Source organism: Acidobacteriota bacterium, assembly GCA_009861545.1.
Classification (GTDB): Bacteria; Acidobacteriota; Vicinamibacteria; order Vicinamibacterales; family UBA8438; genus WTFV01.
Genome location: VXME01000118.1, coordinates 42,959 through 59,414, shown reverse-complemented (window position 1 = coordinate 59,414; position 16,456 = coordinate 42,959). Strand labels below are relative to the sequence as shown.

The window sequence follows — 16,456 nt, the reverse complement described above, 5'->3', positions numbered from 1 at the left end:
CACCCAGCCCTTCCCCACCAGGCCGCCGCCCTTCGAGCGCCAGGGGTTCGAGCTGGAGGAGATCATCGACCTGACCCCGGAGCTGGAAGCCGAGGCGCTGCGCATCGTCCAGCAGTACCGCTTCGGCCCGGTCTTCACGCCGCCGATCACGCGCGGGGACGGCGACAAGCTCGGGACGTTGTTCGTCCCCAACGGCGCCAACTGGCCCGGCGGCTCCTACGACCCGGAAACCGGCATCCTCTACGTCTTCTCCCATACCCTGAGCCGCATCCTCTCGATGCAGAACGACCCGCGCCGCTCGGACATGGATTTCCTCAACCTGCCGGCCGGCGGCCCCGGCATGACCGTCCAGGGCCTCCCGCTGATGCGGCCGCCGTGGGGCCGGATCACCGCCATCGACCTGAACCGCGGCGAGATCGTCTGGCAGGTGGCCCACGGCGACACGCCCGACTGGGTGAAGGAGCACCCGGCTCTGCAGGGCGTCGACCTCCCGCGCACCGGCCGCAAGGGACCGATCGGCACGCTGACGACGAAGACGCTGCTCATCTCCGGCGAGGGCGGCCGGCAGGAGGCAGACGGCGGGTTCGTCACGACCCCGGACGGCCGGCGCGGGGCCCTGCTGCGCGCCTACGACAAGGCGACCGGCGCCGACGCCGGCGCGGTCTACATGCCGGCGCCGCAGACCGGCACGCCGATGACCTACCTGCTCGATGGCCGGCAGTACGTGGTGGTCGCCGTCGGCGGCCCGCAGGCGCCGGGCGAGCTGCTGGCGTTCGCGCTGCCGGAGGGGCGCCGTGTTCCGTAGCAGTCCGAGGAGTTGCCGCCGGCGTGGTCGCGGGCGCCGCAAGGTCCCGATGACGACGCCGTCAGGGATCAAGGTGGCCAGCCCGAGCGCCGCCGTGACGTAACGCCAGCGGAGCGCGGCCTCCAGGGCCGGTCCGTAGACCCGGCTGACGAACCATGGCAGTCCGCGTCGTCGACCACGATCTCCCTGGCGAATGTCGTGCTAACACGATACGACGTGGGTCTCCCGCAACCGCCTCTCGGGTTCTTGCTCTCCGCGAAAGGCCCTCTCGAGCCTGAACAACTCGGGCAGTCACGTTGACTTGCAGCATTGTCCCATGCAGAATCCCATTCTGGTCCGAGAGAGGTCGAAGTTGCGAAACCCGGTTGCCGTGAGCACTCGCGAACGGGCGTCGCGCAGCAAGCACCGCCCCCGCCGCGGCCCACTGAGACACGCGGACCATCGCGGAAACACGCGCGGGCTCGAAGCCGCCTCCCCCTCGCGAAACCTGGCTTGAGCCGAGGAACATGGAAATGGCAGAAGAACCGAACCGCTCCGGCGGGACCGAATGGCGCGGCTACGCGCAGTTGGCCGCGATTGTCTTCCTGATCGCGGTCGCCTTGTTCTTCGCACGGGCGCCCGGCCGCGTAGACCGAGGCGCCGCGTCCGGTCCGGCGTCCGAGAGCGCCCGGCCGACGGTCAGGGTCATTCACCCGGCCCCGACCGAGCAGGCGCTGACGGTCGAATTGACCGGCACGGTGAATCTGGAGGAGCGGGTGCGGGTGGCGTCCGAGGTCGTGGGCCGCATCGCCTGGGTCTCTCCCGACTTCAGCAACGGCGGGTCGATCAGGGCCGACGAGCCGTTCATCCGGATAGACCCGGCCGAGTTCGAGCTGCAGGTCGAGGCGGCGGCAATGGCGGTCCGGGAGGCCGAGGCCCAAGTGTGGGTCGAGCAGGCCGGTGCGGAAGAGGACATCCGGACATTCGAGCGCGAGAACCCGGGCGCCGAGCCGTCCGAGTCGGTCCGCCGCCTGCCGTCCATCGCGGAGGCCGAAGCGCGGCTCATGCGGGCGCAAGCCGACCTGAAGCTGGCCGAGCTGCGACTGGAGCGCACGAACATCTCCCTGCCGTACGACGGGCGGGTGATGGGCTCGGACGTCGAGGTGGGTGAGCTGGTGGGCCCGGCGGACCTGGTCGGCGGGCCGTCGTCGCGCCTGGGCGTCGTGTACCGCCCGGGGGCGCTGCAGGTGGACGTGCCCATCGAGCCGCGGGACCTGGAGTACCTGGATCCCGTGATCGGGCGGAAGGCGCGCATCGTTGGCCAGATGGCGGCGTGGGAGGCCCGGGTGGTGCGCGTCTCCTCGGTGGTCGCTCCCAGGACCCGCCTGGCGTCCGTGTTCCTCAAGTTCGCGGCGGATGCGCATCCCGACTCGCTGCCCGCGCCGGGCACGTTCGTGGAGGCGGCCATCGAGGGTCCTGTCTACAAGGACGTGTACGTGCTGCCGGAATCGGTCCTGCAGGAGCGCGACAGCGTGTGGGTGGTCCGGGACGGCCTGCTGAGCGCGCTTGCGCCGAAGGCGCTCGGCCGGACGGATGCCGGCTGGGTGGTGCAGGCGTTCGAGGCGGGCGAAGGGGTCGTAGTCGGCACACTGCCGGGAGCCCGTGAAGGACTGGCGGTCGAGGCGACGGACGCGGCGCCGCCGTCCAACTGAAGGGAGTCATGGGCATGTCCACCACCGACACTTCGGGGACGGCACCGCCCGCGACCACCGCGCGCAAGGGTCTGATCGGCTACTTCGCGGAGAATCCGGTCGCCGCCAATCTGCTCATGGCGGTCTTCGTCGTGGGTGGCATCGCGTCCGGGTTCGGGATCGCCGTGCAGAACTTCCCGGAAATCGATCTGCGCACGATTCTCGTGACCGTGCGCTCGCCCGGCTCGTCGTCGCAGGAGGTGGAGCAGGACATCAACCGCCGCGTCGAGGAGAGCGTCATCGGGCTTGCCGGCGTCGAGCGGGTAGTGACCACCGCCAACGAGGGATGGGGCAGCACACGCATCGAGCTGGCGACCTTCGCGGACAACAACACCGTCCTGAACGACGTGCGGAACGCGGTGGACGCCATCGAGAACTTCCCGCCGTTGAACGCCGAGCGCGCCGAAATCGAGCTGGCGCGCCTGTCCATCGAGGCGATGACCCTGGTCGTCTCGTCGTCGGTGGTGGACGAGAACGAGCTGCGGCTCGCGGCCGAGGACGTGCGTAGCGAGCTGCTGGAGCTGCCCTCCGTCTCGCAGGTGTCCCTGCGGGGCACGCGCGACCGGGAGATAGCGATCGAGCTGAGCGAGGAAGAGTTGCGCCGCAACGACCTGTCCATCGCCGAGGTGTCGAGCACGGTGCAGCGGGCCTCGCTCAATCTCACGTTCGGGGAGCTGCGCACCGACGCCGGCGGGGTGGTGCTGCACACGGTCGCCAAGCGCAGCATCGGCGAGGAGTTCGAGGGCATTCCGCTCATCACGCGGCTGAACGGGACCATCGTGACGCTGGGCGACGTGGCGGAGGTCCGCGACGGGTTCGTCGACGACGACATCGTCTCCGAGGTCAACGGCGCGCCGGCGGTGTTCATTCGCGTCGACGCCACCGAGCAGCAGTCGCTCACCGCCATGACCGGCGACATTCGTAGCTGGCTGGCGAGCTACGACGCCCCGCAGGATGTCGCGGTCGGCGTCTGGAAAGACCAGGCGCAGCCGGCCCTCGCCCGGTTGTCGTCGATCGCCAGAAACGGGCTGGCCGGCGTGATCCTGGTCTTCGTCCTGCTCCTCCTGGTGTTCGACCTCCGTGCCGCGACGTGGATAACCGTCGGCATCCCGTTCTCGTTCGTCGGCTCGCTCCTGTTCTTCGGCCCCGCGAGCCTGACGCTGAACCTGGCGACGCTGATCGGGTTCTTCCTGATGGTGGGCCTCGTCGTCGACGACGCGCTGGTGGTGGGCGAGAGCATCGCCGCCGAACGCGACAACGGCAAGCGCGGGGCCGAGGCGGCGGCCGCGGGCGCCCGGGCGGTGGTGGGGCCGATAACCATCGGCGCCTGCACGACGCTGCTCGCGTTCGTGCCCTTCCTTTTCGTCACGGCCACCGTCACGCAACTGGTGAACGTGTTTCCGTATGTCGCGCTCTTCGTGCTCTCCGTGTCGCTGATCGAGGCGTTCTTCATTCTGCCGGCCCACCTCTCGAACGAGGGGCGCTGGAGCCGGGAACCGTTGCGAACGGTGCAGGCCCGCGTGTGCGACTGGATAGACCGGATCCGCGATCGCACGGTGGTGCCGGCCGTGTCGTGGTCCGTGCGGCACGGCTCGTCGACGCTGGCCGCCGGGGCCGCGCTGGTGCTGTTTTCCCTGCTGTTGATCGGCTCCGATGTCGTGCGCGTCATTGTCTTCGATGCGGAGATGAACCCGCCCGAGAACGTCGAGGTGGACCTGCGCCTGCCGGTCGGCACGCCGTTCGGGACGACGCTGGCCGCCGCCGAGCAGGTCGTGGACGCCGCGTACGCGATGAACGAGCAGCTTCCGGGGGAGTCCATCGACGCGGTCAGCATTCTCGCCGGCGACGTCATGTCGCCGCGAGCGGTTGCGCGAGAGTCCAGGGGCAGCCATATCGCCGGCGTCCGGGTCCATCTGAACGAGCGGCCCGTCCGGGAGGCGTCGCCCGCGGAGATCGAGCGGGCGTGGCGCCGGAACATCGGCGAGCTCCCGTACCTGGAGCGGATGGAGGTTGTGACCACGGACATTCGGTCCCGGCCCACCGTCGCCTACGCGCTGAAGCACGACGACGCGGAGACGTTGCGGAAGGCGACCGGCGAGTTGCGGGCCTTCCTGGCGACGATTCCGGGCCTCTACGAGATCACCGACAGCCTGTCGCCGGGCAAGCGGCACCTGGATATCTCGCTGACCCCGGCCGGCGAGGCGGCGGGCCTGACGCCGGCCGCGATCGGGACGCAGTTGCGCGCCAACTTCCACGGCCTCGAGGTGCAGCGGATCCAGCGCGGCCACGAAGAGCTGAAAGTGATGGTGCGCTACCCGCGCGAGCGGCGGAGCAATCTGCGCGCGCTGTCCAGCGAGCGCGTCCGCCGCGTCGGCGGCGGCGAGGTGCCGTTGTCAGTGGTGGCGAATCTGACCGAGAGCCGCGACCAGGCGACGTTGATGCGCATCGACGGCAGGCGGGCCACGACCGTGGAGGCGCGGGCGGACACCGCGGAGCTCACTCCCATCCAGGCGCGGCGAAGGGCCGACCGGGAGTTCATCCCGGAACTGCTGGCGAAGTACCCGGGCCTGAGCGTCGAGCGGGAAGGCGGCGCGCGGGACGAGCGGGCCATGCTGGAGACGCTGGGCCTGCTGGTCCCGGTGGTGCTGATCGCGATGTACGCGCTGATGGCGGCCTTTCTGCGGAGCTACTGGAAGCCGCTCGTGGCCGTGGCCGGCTTCCCGATCGCGTTCGCCGGCGCGGTCCTCGCGCATTGGGTACTCGGGTGGAACCTGGGCGCCCTGTCGCTGTTGGGCCTGATCGCGGTCTTCGGGGTGGTGGTCAACGACGCGCTGGTGCTGCTGGACCGCTACAACGTGATTCGCCGCGAGAACGACATGCTGCCGGCCATCGCCGCGGCGTCGGCCGCCGCGCGGCACCGCTTCCGGGCGGTGTTCCTGACGACCGCGACCACCATCCTCGGGCTGTCGCCCATGCTCTACGAACGAAGCGACGACCTGATATTCCTCGTGCCGTTCGTGGTGAGCATGGTGGGCGGCCTGGTCCTGTCGGGTGCGTTCATTCTGTTCATCCTGCCGACGCTGGTGATGATGGCCGAGGGCGCCAGCGAGTAGAACCCGTCAGACGCCGCGGCAACCGCTGCACGTCGTCGAGGATCGCGTAGGAGACCGGCACCAGGAACAGCGTGATGACGGTGGCGAACAGCACGCCGAAGGCGAGCGAGACCGCCATCGGAATGAAGAACGCCGCCTGCATGCTGCGGTCGGCCATCATCGGCACCAGGCCGGCGAAGGTGGTCAGCGACGTGAGGACGATGGGACGAAACCGCTGCCCGCCCGCCTGACGGATGGCGTGCTCCAGTCCGGCAGGGGCAGGCTGCCGGCCGTCCGGTCCACGGCTCTCCGCGCCCTCGGCGTGCCGCGCCCGGTTGATGAAGTCGACCATGATCAGGCTGTCGTTGACGACGACGCCGGTCAGGGCGACCAGGCCGAGCAGCGACATGAACGTGACGTCGAGCCCCATCAGGATGTGGCCCCACAGAGCGCCCACGAGGCCGAAGGGAATGGCGCCCATGATGATGAGCGGCTGCGCGTACGAGCGCAGCGGGATCGCGAGCAGTCCGAAGATCAGGATCACGGCCAGGACGAACCCGACCCGCAGGCCGCTCACGGCCTCCTGCTGCGTCTGCTGCGAACCTCTGAACGCGTAGAACACGCCCGGAAACTCCGCGAGCAACTGGGGCAGGATGCGCTCTCGCAGATCGGCGACGAGGGCCCCCGCCGACGAAACCTGCGGATCGACCGACGCGGTCACGTTCACGGCCCGGCTGCGGTCGATGCGCCGGATCGAGGCGAAGCCGCGCCCCGGCTCCACCAACGCCACCTGGCTGAAGGGCACCTCCCCGCCGTTCGGCGTGCGGACGCGCATGGCTTCCAGGTTGCCGAGCGACCGCCGCTGCTCGCGGGGGTAGCGGACCATGACGCGGACGTCGTCGCGCCCACGCTGGATGCGCTGCGCTTCCTCGCCGTAGAACGCCTGCCGGACCTGGCGGCCGAGGTCCTCGAGCGTCAGCCCGAGCGTCTCGGCCGCGGGCCGGATGTCCAGCCGCATCTCCGCTTTGCCGGCCTGCATGGAATCGGCGATTCCATAGACGCCGGCGTACTCGGCCAGCCGGCCCTTGAGCGCGTCGGCGACGGCCCGCAGACGTTCGAGGTTCCGCCCGGAGAACTCCACGTTGACGTCCTCCCCGGCGCTCAGCAGCGACGCGCGCAATTCGATAGCGACCGCTTCCGGGACCGGGCCGGTCTCCTCCCGCCACAGGAGGCCGAGCTGCTCGCTGGTGTACGAGCGTGTCTCGGCGGGCGCGAGCTCGATCGTGACTTCACCTATGTTGGAGGCGGCTACCACGTCGGCGTTGATGCGTCCCACCCGGCCGCCGGTCGCTCCGCGCGCCAGCACCGGCTGGTCGCCGATCGTCGTCGCCAGGTGCCGGAAGTAGTCGAAGCCGGTGTTCTCCTCGAGAGTCGCCCGCAACCGTGCGGCGCCCGCCTCGAACTTCGCGACCGCCGCCGAAGTGGCGTCGGCCGGCGTGCCCAGCGGCATCGTGATCGAGGCGGTCATGAACTCGTTCTCGATCGCCGGTGCGAACTGGAAGTTGGTCCAGCCGCCCAGCGCGAGGCCGCCAGTGAGGATCAGGGCGGCCAATCCGACCGCCGCAGCGACATAGCGCCACCGGAGAGCGGCGTCCAGGGCCGGTTCGTAGCCGTTGCGGACGCACCAGAGGAGTCCGCCTGCGATGCGCTGCTGCAATCGGCGCCAGGAGCCGGCGCGCGCCCGCCGCCGGCCGTGCGCGAGGTGGGCGGGCAGGATGCCGAGCGATTCGATCAGCGAGAACAGCAGGCAGGGCACGACGACGAGCGGCACGACCTGGAACATCTGCCCGAACCCGCCGGTCACGAAGAGCAGCGGCATGAATGCCACCGCCGTCGTCAGGACGGCGTAGATCACCGGCTTGCCGATCTCCCGCGCCCCGTCGACGGCGCCGCGCAGACCGTCTCCGTGCTGTTCCTGATGGCGGTGGATGTTCTCGCCGACGATGATGGCGTCGTCGACGACGATGCCGAGCACCAGGATGAAGGCGAAGCACGAGACCATGTTGACGCTCAGGCTCAGGCCGGGCATCAACGCGACGGCGCCGAGGAAGCAGATCGGAATCCCGAGGCTGACCCAGAAGGCGAGCCGCATGTCGAGAAACAGCGCCAGCACGACGAAGACGAGCATGAACCCGGCGGCGCCGTTTTCGAACATGATCGCCAGCCGGTCGGTCAGCACCAGCGACTGGTCCTGCCAGACCGTCAGCGTGACGCCTTCGGGCAACCAGGCGTCCGCGCGCCTGACGAAGTCGCGCACGGCCGCCGCCACGTCGAGCGCGCTCTGGTCCCCGGAGCGGTAGACCGACACCGTCACGGCCGGAAGCTCGTCGAAACGGGCGCGCTGATCGGTTTCCGCGAAGCCGTCGACGACCGTGGCCACGTCGCCCAGCAGCAGGCGACTGCCGTCCGGCCGGGTCCAGAGCACGAGGCGCTCGTAGTCGGCGCCGCTGTAGGCCTGTCCGATCGTGCGCAGCAGGATCTCGCCGCGCCGGGTGCGCACCGAGCCGCCCGGCAGATCCAGCGAGGAGCGGCGAACGGCGTTCGCGACCTGGTCGAACGTGAGCCGGTGACGCCGCAGCGCCACCTCCGACACCTCGATGGAGATCTCGTACGGCGGGACGCTCACGATCTCGACCTGGCCGACCTCCGGCAGGGCGACCAGTCCGTCCCGCACGAGCTCGGCGATCGACTTGAGAGTGGCGACGTCGGCGGCGCCGGCGATGGCCACATCCGTCACCTGGTTGCGGGTGACCAGCTCGCGAATGATCGGCTTCTCGGTCTCGATGGGAAACGTCGTGATCGCCTGGACGTTGTTGGTGATCTCGTCGAGCACGCGCTGGGCGTCGGCGCCGGTCTCGAGCTCCACGATCACCGACGCGCTGCCCTCGGACGCCGTCGACACGATCTGCTGAACGCCGTCGATGTTCTGGACGGCCTCCTCGATACGTACGACGACCCCGGACTCGACCTCTTCCGGCGCCGCACCGAGGTAGGGCACCTGGATGCTGATGCGGCGCAGGTCGAGTTCCGGGAACACCTCTTCGGTGACGCTCGCGGCGCCCGTCAGGCCGCTCGCGACGATCAGAACCATCAGGAGGTTGGCCGCGACGGGATTGTGAGCCAGCCAGCCTATCGCACGGTTCATCTTGCCGCTCGCCCCTGCGTATCGACCCTCGCTCCCGAAGCCGAAACGTCACCCGGCCGGACGCAGCGCACGCTGCGCAGTTCAGCTATCCGTCGCCGTCTCCCCTCGAATCCGTCGTAATCGACTACTACCGCGGTGGTTGTATGATACCGGCTCCTCGCCGACGAACCGAGGGAGTGATGCCCATGAGCACCACCGACGTCGAACGGAACGCGCAGTTGGGAGCCGCCGGGAAGACCGGGTTGATCGGCTACTTCGCGGGGAATCCCGTCGCCGCCAATCTTCTCATGGTAGTCCTCGTCGTCGGGGGAATCGCGTCCGGGTTCCGTCTCGCCGTGCAGAACTATCCGGCAATCGATCTGCGAACCGCCAGCGTGACCGTGCGCGCGCCCGGCTCGTCGCCGCAGGAGGTGGAGCAGGACGTCAATCTGCGCATCGAGCAGGCCGTCATCGGTCTCGCCGGCGTCGAGCGGGTCGTGGCCACCGCCGCCGAGGGCCGCGGGCGGGTACGGATCGAGGTGGCCACCTTCGCGGACGCCGGCGCCGTTCTGAGCGACGTGCGCAACGCGGTGGGCGCCATAGAGAACTTCCCGCCGATGAACGCGGAGCCGCCCGAGATAAGGCTGGAGCGGTTGGCCATCGAGGCGATGACCTTGGCGGTCTCGTCGTCGCTGGTGGGCGAGGACGCGTTGCGGCTCGCGGCCGAGGAAGTGCGCAGCGAGCTGCTGGAGCTGCCCTCCGTCTCGCAGGTGACGCTCAGGGGGACGCGCGACCGCGAGATAGCAATCGAGCTGAGCGAGGAGGATCTGCGCCGCAACGATCTGTCCCTCGCCGAGGTATCGAGGGCGGTGCAAAGGGCCTCGCTCAACCTCACGTTCGGAGAGTTGCGCACCGAGTCCGGCGGCGTCGTCCTGCACACCGTCGCCAAGCGCAGCATCGGCGAGGAGTTCGAAGGCATTCCGCTCATCACGCGGCTGAACGGGACCATCGTGACGCTGGGCGACGTCGCGGAGATCCGCGACGAGTTCGTCGACGACGACGTCGTCGCCGAGGTCGACGGCACACCCGCGGTGTTCGTGCGCGTCGACGCCACCGAGCGGCAGTCGATCGCGGACATGGTCGCCGACATCAGAAGCTGGCTGGCAGACTACGATGCTCCGCAGGGCATTCACGTCGGCGTCTGGAACGATCTGGCGCAGCCGGCCATCGAGCGGTTGTCGTCCGTCGCGCGCAACGGGCTGGCCGGCGCGATACTGGTCTTCGCCCTGCTGTTGCTGGTGTTCGACCTGCGCGCCGCGGCGTGGATTACGGCCGGCATCCCGTTGGCCTTCATCGGCTCGTTGATGTTCTTCGGTCCAGCCAACCTGACCCTGAACATAGGAACGCTGGTCGGCTTCTTCCTGATGGTGGGCCTCGTGGTCGACGACGCCTTGGTGGTCGGCGAGAGCATCGCCGCCGAACGCCACAACGGCAAACGCGGGGCGGAGGCGGCCGCGGCAGGCGTCAGGGCAGTCGCGGGTCCGATCACCATCGGCGCCTGCACCACGCTCCTGGCGTTCGTGCCGTTCCTCTTCGTCACCACCGCCGCCATGCAGTTGGTGAACGTGTTTCCGTACGTCGCGCTCTTCGTGCTCGCCGTGTCGCTGATCGAGGCGTTCTTCATTCTGCCGGCCCATCTTTCGCACGAAGGGCGCTGGAGCATGGAGCCGTTGCGTACGCTGCAGGACCGCGTTTGCGTCTGGATAGACGCGATCCGCGACCGCACCGTCGTGCCGGCCGTGTCGTGGTCCGTGCGGCACATCTCGTCGACGCTCGCCGCCGGCGCCGCGCTGGTGCTCTTCTCCGTGTCGCTGCTGCTATCCGAGGCGGTTCGGGTGATCATCTTCGATGCGGAGATGGGCCCGCCCGGGAGCGTGCAGGTGGACCTGCATCTGCCGGCCGGCACACCGTTCGAGACCACCCTCGCCGCCGCCGAGCAGGTCGCCGACGCCGCCTACGCGATTAACGAGCAGCTTCCGGGAGAATCGATCAACGGCGTCAGCGTGCTCGCAGGCAACGCCCTGGCGTCGCGAACGGGCACGGACGAGTCCAACCGCAGCCACATGGCCGGCGTGCGGCTCCATCTCAACGAGCGGCCCACGCGTCAAGCGTCGCCCGTGGAAATCGAGCGGGCGTGGCGTCTGAACATCGGCGCACTTCCCGATCCGGAGAGAATGGTGTTCCAGACCACGCAGATCCGGATCGGGCCGACAGTCGCCTACGCGCTCAAGCACGACGACGCGGAAACGCTGGGAAGAGCGGCCGCCGAGTTGCGGTCGTTTCTGGCGACGGTGCCGGGCGTGTACGGCATCGCCGACAGCCTTTCGCGCGGCAAGCGTCACATCGAGATCGAGCTCACCCCGGCCGGCGAGGCGGCGGGACTGACGCCTGCTGCGATAGGGATGCAGTTACGCGCCAACTTCCACGGCGTGGAGGTCCAGCGCATACAGCGCGGCCACGAAGAGCTCAAGGTCATGGTGCGGTACCCGAGGGAGCGGCGGCGCAATCTGCGCGAGCTGACCGGCGAGCGCGTCCGCCGGGCCGGCGGCGGCGAGGTGCCGTTGTCGATGGTGGCGAACCTGACCGAGAACCGCCAACAGGCGACGTTGATGCGCATCGACGGCAACCGGGCCGCGACGGTGGAGGCGCGAGCGGACGCCGCGGTGATCACGCCCATCCAGGCCCGGCGGACGGTAGAGCGGGAGATCGTCCCGGCATTGCTCGCGCAGTACCCCGGCCTGACCATCGAGCCGGAGGGCGGGGTACGGAACGAGCGGGGCATGCTGGAAACGCTCGGGCTCCTGGTGCCGGTCGTGCTGATCGCCATGTACGCGCTCATGGCGGCCTTTCTGCGGAGCTACTGGAAGCCCCTCGTGGCCGTGGCCGGGTTCCCCGTTTCGTTCGCCGGCGCCATCCTGGCGCACTGGGCGCTCGGGTGGGATCTGAGCGCCATGTCGATACTCGGCCTGATCGCCGTCTTCGGAGTGGTCGTCAACGACGCGCTGGTGTTGCTGGACCGCTACAACGTGATTCGCCGCGAGAACGACATGCTGCCGGCCATCGCAGCGGCGGCCGCGGCGGCGAGGCACCGCTTCCGGGCAGTCTTCCTGACGAGCGCGACCACCATCCTGGGGCTGTCTCCCCTGCTCTACGAGCGTAGCGACGATCTGATCTTCCTCGTGCCGTTCGTGGTCAGCATGGTGGGCGGCCTGGTGCTGTCGGGCGCGTTCATTCTCTTCATCCTGCCGACGCTGGTGATGATGGCCGAAGGCGCCAGGGAGTAGGACCCAGCTACCGCTTGCCCTGCTTCTTCAGGATCTTCACCCACGTGTCCCGCAACCCGACCGTCCGATTGAAGACCAGATCTCCGCCCGTCGAGTCCGGATCGACGCAGAAGTACCCCCGGCGCTCGAACTGGTAGACCGCACCCGGGACCGCACCGGCCAGGCTCGGTTCGACGCGGCTCTTCTCGCGTGTCTCGAACACTTGGAGGCCGTCCTTGTAGTCCGTCCCCTCGGGAACGTCTTCGGGATGCTCCACACCGAACAGGTGCTCGTAGAGACGCACCTTGGCCGGAAGAGCATGCCGGGCCGACACCCAGTGAATCGTGCCGCGCACCTTTCGGCCGTCGGGCGCATACCCGCCTCGGGTCTCCGGATCGTAAGTGCAGCGCAGCTCGACCACCTTTCCGTCACCGTCCTTGATCACGTCGCGACAGGTCAGGAAGTAGGCGTAGCGGAGACGAACCTCCCGCCCCGGCGCGAGGCGGAAGAACTTCCTCGGCGGGTTCTCCTGAAAGTCCGCTTCCTCGATGTACAGCTCTCGCGAGAACGGCACCTTGCGCGTGCCGGCACTGGGGTCCTCCGGGTTGTTTATCGCTTCGAGCTCTTCAACGCGGTCTTCCGGGTAGTTCTCGATGACCACCTTCAGCGGTAGGTTGACCGCCATTACGCGAGGGGCTGTTCGGTTGAGTTCCTGCCTGACCGCATCCTCGAGCTGTGCCATCTGCACGACGCTGTTGGCCTTGGCGATCCCGATTCGCCCGCAGAAGTCGCGAATGGCGGCGGGCGGATAGCCACGCCGCCGCATGCCGGTCAACGTCGGCATCCGCGGATCGTCCCAGCCGTCGACGTGCTTCCCCTCCACCAGCTCCAGCAGCTTCCGCTTGCTGAGCACGGTGTGCGTCAGGTTGAGCCGGGCGAACTCGATCTGCCGCGGCGGGTCCTCGAAGTCGAGCGCCTGCAGGTACCAGTCGTAGAGCGGCCGGTGGTCCTCGAACTCCAGCGTGCAGAGCGAATGCGTGATCCGCTCGAAGGCGTCCGACAGCGGGTGCGTGAAGTCGTAGGTCGGATAGATGATCCAGTCGTCGCCCTGCCGGTAGTGGGGGCTGCGGCGGATCCGATAGATCGTCGGATCGCGCATGTTCATGTTGGGCGCCGCCATGTCGATCTTCGCCCGCAGCGTCCGCGCGCCGTCGGCGAACTCGCCCGCCCGCATCCGGGCGAACAGGTCCAGGTTCTCCTCCACCGGCCGGTCGCGGTACGGGCTGTCGCGCCCCGGCTCGTCCCACCGTCCGCGGTAGCGGCTCACCTCCTCGCCCTGCAGGTCGTCGACGTAGGCCAGCCCCTTGCGGATCAGCGAGACCGCGCACGCGTGGAGCCGCTCGAAGTAGTCGGACGCGTAGCAGGAGCGGTCCTCCCAGTCGAAGCCGAGCCAGCGGACGTCCTGCTCGATCGCGCGCACGAACTCCTCGTCCTCCGTCTCCGGGTTCGTGTCGTCCATGCGCAGGTTGCAGAGGCCGCCGAACTCCTGCGCGATGCCGAAGTTCAGGCAGATCGACTTCGCGTGGCCGATGTGCAGGTAGCCGTTCGGCTCGGGCGGAAACCGGGTGTGGACCCGCCCGCCGCGACGGCCGGCGGCCTTGTCGGCAGTGACGATTTCCCGAATGAAGTCGAGTCCGGCGGTTTCGGTCTCGGGCATGCTCACGCGTGTGTCCTCGCTCATTTGAATCAGTCAGCGCCCGACTGCGCCTCCGCGGCGGCCAGGGCCCGGTCAATTCTAGCGAGACACGCCGCGCGGCCGAGAATCTCCAGTGCCTCGAACAGGCCGAACCCGACGCCCTTGCCGGTCGCCGCGACCCGTAAGGCATGGATGATCTGTCCGATCTTGATCTCCTCCGCCTCGACGAACCGGTGCAGCGCGGCGTCGAGCGTCGCGGCATCGAAGGGATCGACCGCCTCCAGCACCGGGCGGAACCGCCGCAGCCGGTCCGCGGCATCCGGCGCGCCGATGCGCTTGCGGAACGCCTTCTCGTCGTAGGCGAAATCCGCGTCGCCCTGGAAGAACTCGGTGTAGCGCACGATGTCGCCCGCCACCTTGATCCGGTCGTCCGCCGCGCCGACCACCGCTCCGATGCGCTCCCGCTCCGCCTCGGTCGGCTCCGCCCCCAGGAGGCCGAGCCGCGCGAGGTACGGAGAGACGGCCTCGACCTTCGCAGCCACCGAAAGCGCGTTCATCCGGCGCTCCTCGAACGCCATCATCTTCTGCGGGTCGAAGCTCGCGGCGGACCGGTTCACCCGCTCCAGAGAGAAGTGCTCGATCATCTCGTCGCGCGTGAAGTCCTCGGTGCGGTCGTCGAGCGACCAGCCGAGCAGCAGCAGGTAGTTGACGAGCGCGTCCGGCCGGTAGCCGACGTCGCGGTAGAACTCCACGAGCACCGGGTTGAAGGTCTCCGGCACGACATTCCCGCCGAGCGCGGCCAGGATGCCGGCGCCGTGGTCGTGCATCTTCTTGAACTCGGGCTGTGACAGGTACTTGCCGAGCTTCCGCTTGCTCAGCTTCTCGCTGCCGCCCGGCGCCGCCACGTAGGGCAGGTGCGCGTAGCGCGGCCGGTCGTAGCCGAGCCCGTCGGCGATGAAGACCTGCCGCGGCGTGTTCGACAGGTGCTCCTCCGCGCGGATGACGTGCGAGATGTCGAAGTCGTGGTCGTCGACCGCGCTGGCCAGGTGGTAGAGATGGCTGCCGTCGGCCCGCTGGATGACGTGGTCCTGCTCGAGCGCCCAGTCGAAGGCGACCGGCCCCCGCACCAGATCGTCGAAGCGGCAGGCGCCGTCGCGCGGCATCTTCAGGCGGACGACGGCGGTGCGTCCCTCGCCCTCGAAGCGCGCCGCGTCGGCGTCGGTCTCCACCATCCAGCGCCGGCTGTAGATGAATCGCCGCTTCTCGCGCTGCGCCGCCTCGCGCTCGGCCGTCGTCTCTTCCGCCGTGGCGTAGTCGCGGTACGCGAGCCCCCGGTCGAGCAGTTCCGACACCGCGGCCCGGTAGCGATCGGTCCGTTGCGACTGGTAGTACGGCGCGTACGGGCCGCCCACCTCCGGCCCCTCGTCCCAGTCGATGCCCAACCAGCGGAAGCCGTCGAGGATCGGCCGCAGGGCCGCCTCGACGTTGCGCTCCCGGTCGGTGTCGTCGATGCGCAGGATGAACCGCCCCCCGTGACGGCGCGCGAACAGCCAGTTGAACAGCGCCGTGCGGACGCCACCGATGTGGAGATAGCCGGTCGGGCTCGGAGCGAAACGGGTGCGAACGGGCATGCGTGTACCTGAAAGGGAGCTCTGTCCAGACTCTCGCAGGCGACTCGCGTGAGCCGCCCGGCCACGGCGCGCCGCGGCTCGCGCACCGCGACGCTCGGATATTATGCAGGGACCGATGCACGGAAGACTGCGGCCGCTGCACGGCAGAGAGGATTCCGACATGCGCGCTCTGGTGACGGCGGTCGTCGTGATGGTGGCTCTGGGCGGACTCGGGACGATGGCAGGCGCCGGGAGCGAGTTGCTGGCGCAGGCGGGAGGACGGCCGGAAGTGGAGCACCTGACGTTCGCCATCGAAGGCCACGGCGAGATGCCGTACGCGGTCTCGGTGCCGGCCGGCTACGACCCGGCCACGCCGCATCCCCTGATCCTGGCCCTGCACCCGGGCGGCAAGCAGGGGTCGTACTACGGCAGCCTCCACATGCGGCAGATGTTCGAACCCGCCCTGCGCGCCCTGAACGCGGTGGTCGTCGCCCCGGACGTGCCGACGCGGCGCTGGACGAGCGACGTCTCCGACCGCGGGGTCATGGCTCTGCTCGAACAGATCGTCGAGACCTACAACATCGACCGCGCGCGCATCCTCGTCACCGGGTTCAGCCTCGGCGGGCGCGGCACGTGGTTCTTCGCAACCCGGCACCCGGACTTCTTCACCGGCGCCATTCCCATCGCCGGCCGCCCCGGCGACGAGCCGCTCGACGCGCTCGGCGGCATGCCGGTGCACATCATCCACAGCCGCGCGGACGACGTGGTTCCGTTCGGCCCCGCCGAGGAGGCGGCGCGGCAGCTCGAGGAGGCGGGCGGCGCCGTGGCATTCACAGCGCTCGACCGCGTGGGCCATTACGCGATGGGCGGCTACGTCCGCTCGCTGCGCGACGCCGGCGAGTGGATGATGGAACAGTGGAACAGCCGCTGAGCTGACGGGACGCCCAGCCGAAGGCACGGGGCGGCCCTGACGGACGTCGGGGCGGCCCGACTGCTGCGGTCAGACAAAGCCGCCG

7 protein-coding genes are annotated in these 16,456 nt (G+C 69.2%); 4 read left to right on the top strand and 3 right to left on the bottom strand.

Going from position 1 to position 16,456, the window contains the following annotated elements; all coding sequences use genetic code 11:
* Positions 1-1,317 precede the first annotated feature (1,317 nt).
* Both F4X11_19285 and F4X11_19280 read left to right on the top strand, forming a co-directional pair.
* On the top strand, positions 1,318-2,496 hold the full coding sequence (locus F4X11_19285; protein ID MYN67147.1) for a hypothetical protein: 1,179 nt from the start codon (positions 1,318-1,320) through the stop codon (positions 2,494-2,496).
* Between the two features lie 8 nt (positions 2,497-2,504).
* Complete coding sequence (locus tag F4X11_19280; protein ID MYN67146.1) at positions 2,505-5,648, top strand: efflux RND transporter permease subunit; 3,144 nt, start codon at positions 2,505-2,507, stop codon at positions 5,646-5,648.
* Here F4X11_19280 and F4X11_19275 read toward each other — a convergent pair.
* Positions 5,602-8,832: an efflux RND transporter permease subunit gene (locus F4X11_19275; protein ID MYN67145.1), complete on the bottom strand. Its 3,231-nt coding sequence runs from the start codon at positions 8,830-8,832 to the stop codon at positions 5,602-5,604. The two genes, F4X11_19280 and F4X11_19275, sit on opposite strands and share 47 nt — an antisense overlap.
* Positions 8,833-8,975: 143 nt before the next feature.
* Between F4X11_19275 and F4X11_19270 the strand changes: the two genes are divergently transcribed.
* Positions 8,976-12,155 carry an efflux RND transporter permease subunit gene (locus F4X11_19270; protein MYN67144.1) on the top strand — a complete coding sequence of 1,060 codons (3,180 nt, stop codon included), beginning with the start codon at positions 8,976-8,978 and terminating at the stop codon, positions 12,153-12,155.
* 7 nt (positions 12,156-12,162) lie between these two features.
* On the opposite strand, the gene F4X11_19265 is transcribed toward F4X11_19270, so the two are convergent.
* Together F4X11_19265 and gltX are read right to left on the bottom strand one after the other, a co-directional pair.
* Positions 12,163-13,875, bottom strand: coding sequence for a glutamine--tRNA ligase/YqeY domain fusion protein (locus F4X11_19265; GenBank protein MYN67143.1), 1,713 nt, complete (start codon positions 13,873-13,875; stop codon positions 12,163-12,165).
* A 5-nt stretch (positions 13,876-13,880) separates the two neighbouring features.
* Positions 13,881-15,461, bottom strand: coding sequence for a glutamate--tRNA ligase (gene gltX, locus F4X11_19260; GenBank protein ID MYN67142.1), 1,581 nt, complete (start codon positions 15,459-15,461; stop codon positions 13,881-13,883).
* A gap of 103 nt (positions 15,462-15,564) precedes the next feature.
* Here gltX and F4X11_19255 point away from each other — a divergent pair, with 103 nt between their 5' ends.
* Complete coding sequence (locus F4X11_19255; protein MYN67141.1) at positions 15,565-16,371, top strand: hypothetical protein; 807 nt, start codon at positions 15,565-15,567, stop codon at positions 16,369-16,371.
* The last annotated feature ends 85 nt before the right edge of the window (positions 16,372-16,456 follow it).

What these genes read in the sequence shown, in the direction of transcription:
- F4X11_19285 (MYN67147.1), top strand. Translation starts at nt 1,318, where the DNA reads ATGGCAGAAGAACCGAACCGCTCCGGCGGGACCGAATGGCGCGGCTAC.
- F4X11_19280 (MYN67146.1), top strand. Translation starts at nt 2,505, where the DNA reads ATGGGCATGTCCACCACCGACACTTCGGGGACGGCACCGCCCGCGACC.
- F4X11_19275 (MYN67145.1), bottom strand. Translation starts at nt 8,832, where the DNA reads ATGAACCGTGCGATAGGCTGGCTGGCTCACAATCCCGTCGCGGCCAAC.
- F4X11_19270 (MYN67144.1), top strand. Translation starts at nt 8,976, where the DNA reads ATGATACCGGCTCCTCGCCGACGAACCGAGGGAGTGATGCCCATGAGC.
- F4X11_19265 (MYN67143.1), bottom strand. Translation starts at nt 13,875, where the DNA reads ATGAGCGAGGACACACGCGTGAGCATGCCCGAGACCGAAACCGCCGGA.
- gltX (MYN67142.1), bottom strand. Translation starts at nt 15,461, where the DNA reads ATGCCCGTTCGCACCCGTTTCGCTCCGAGCCCGACCGGCTATCTCCAC.
- F4X11_19255 (MYN67141.1), top strand. Translation starts at nt 15,565, where the DNA reads ATGCAGGGACCGATGCACGGAAGACTGCGGCCGCTGCACGGCAGAGAG.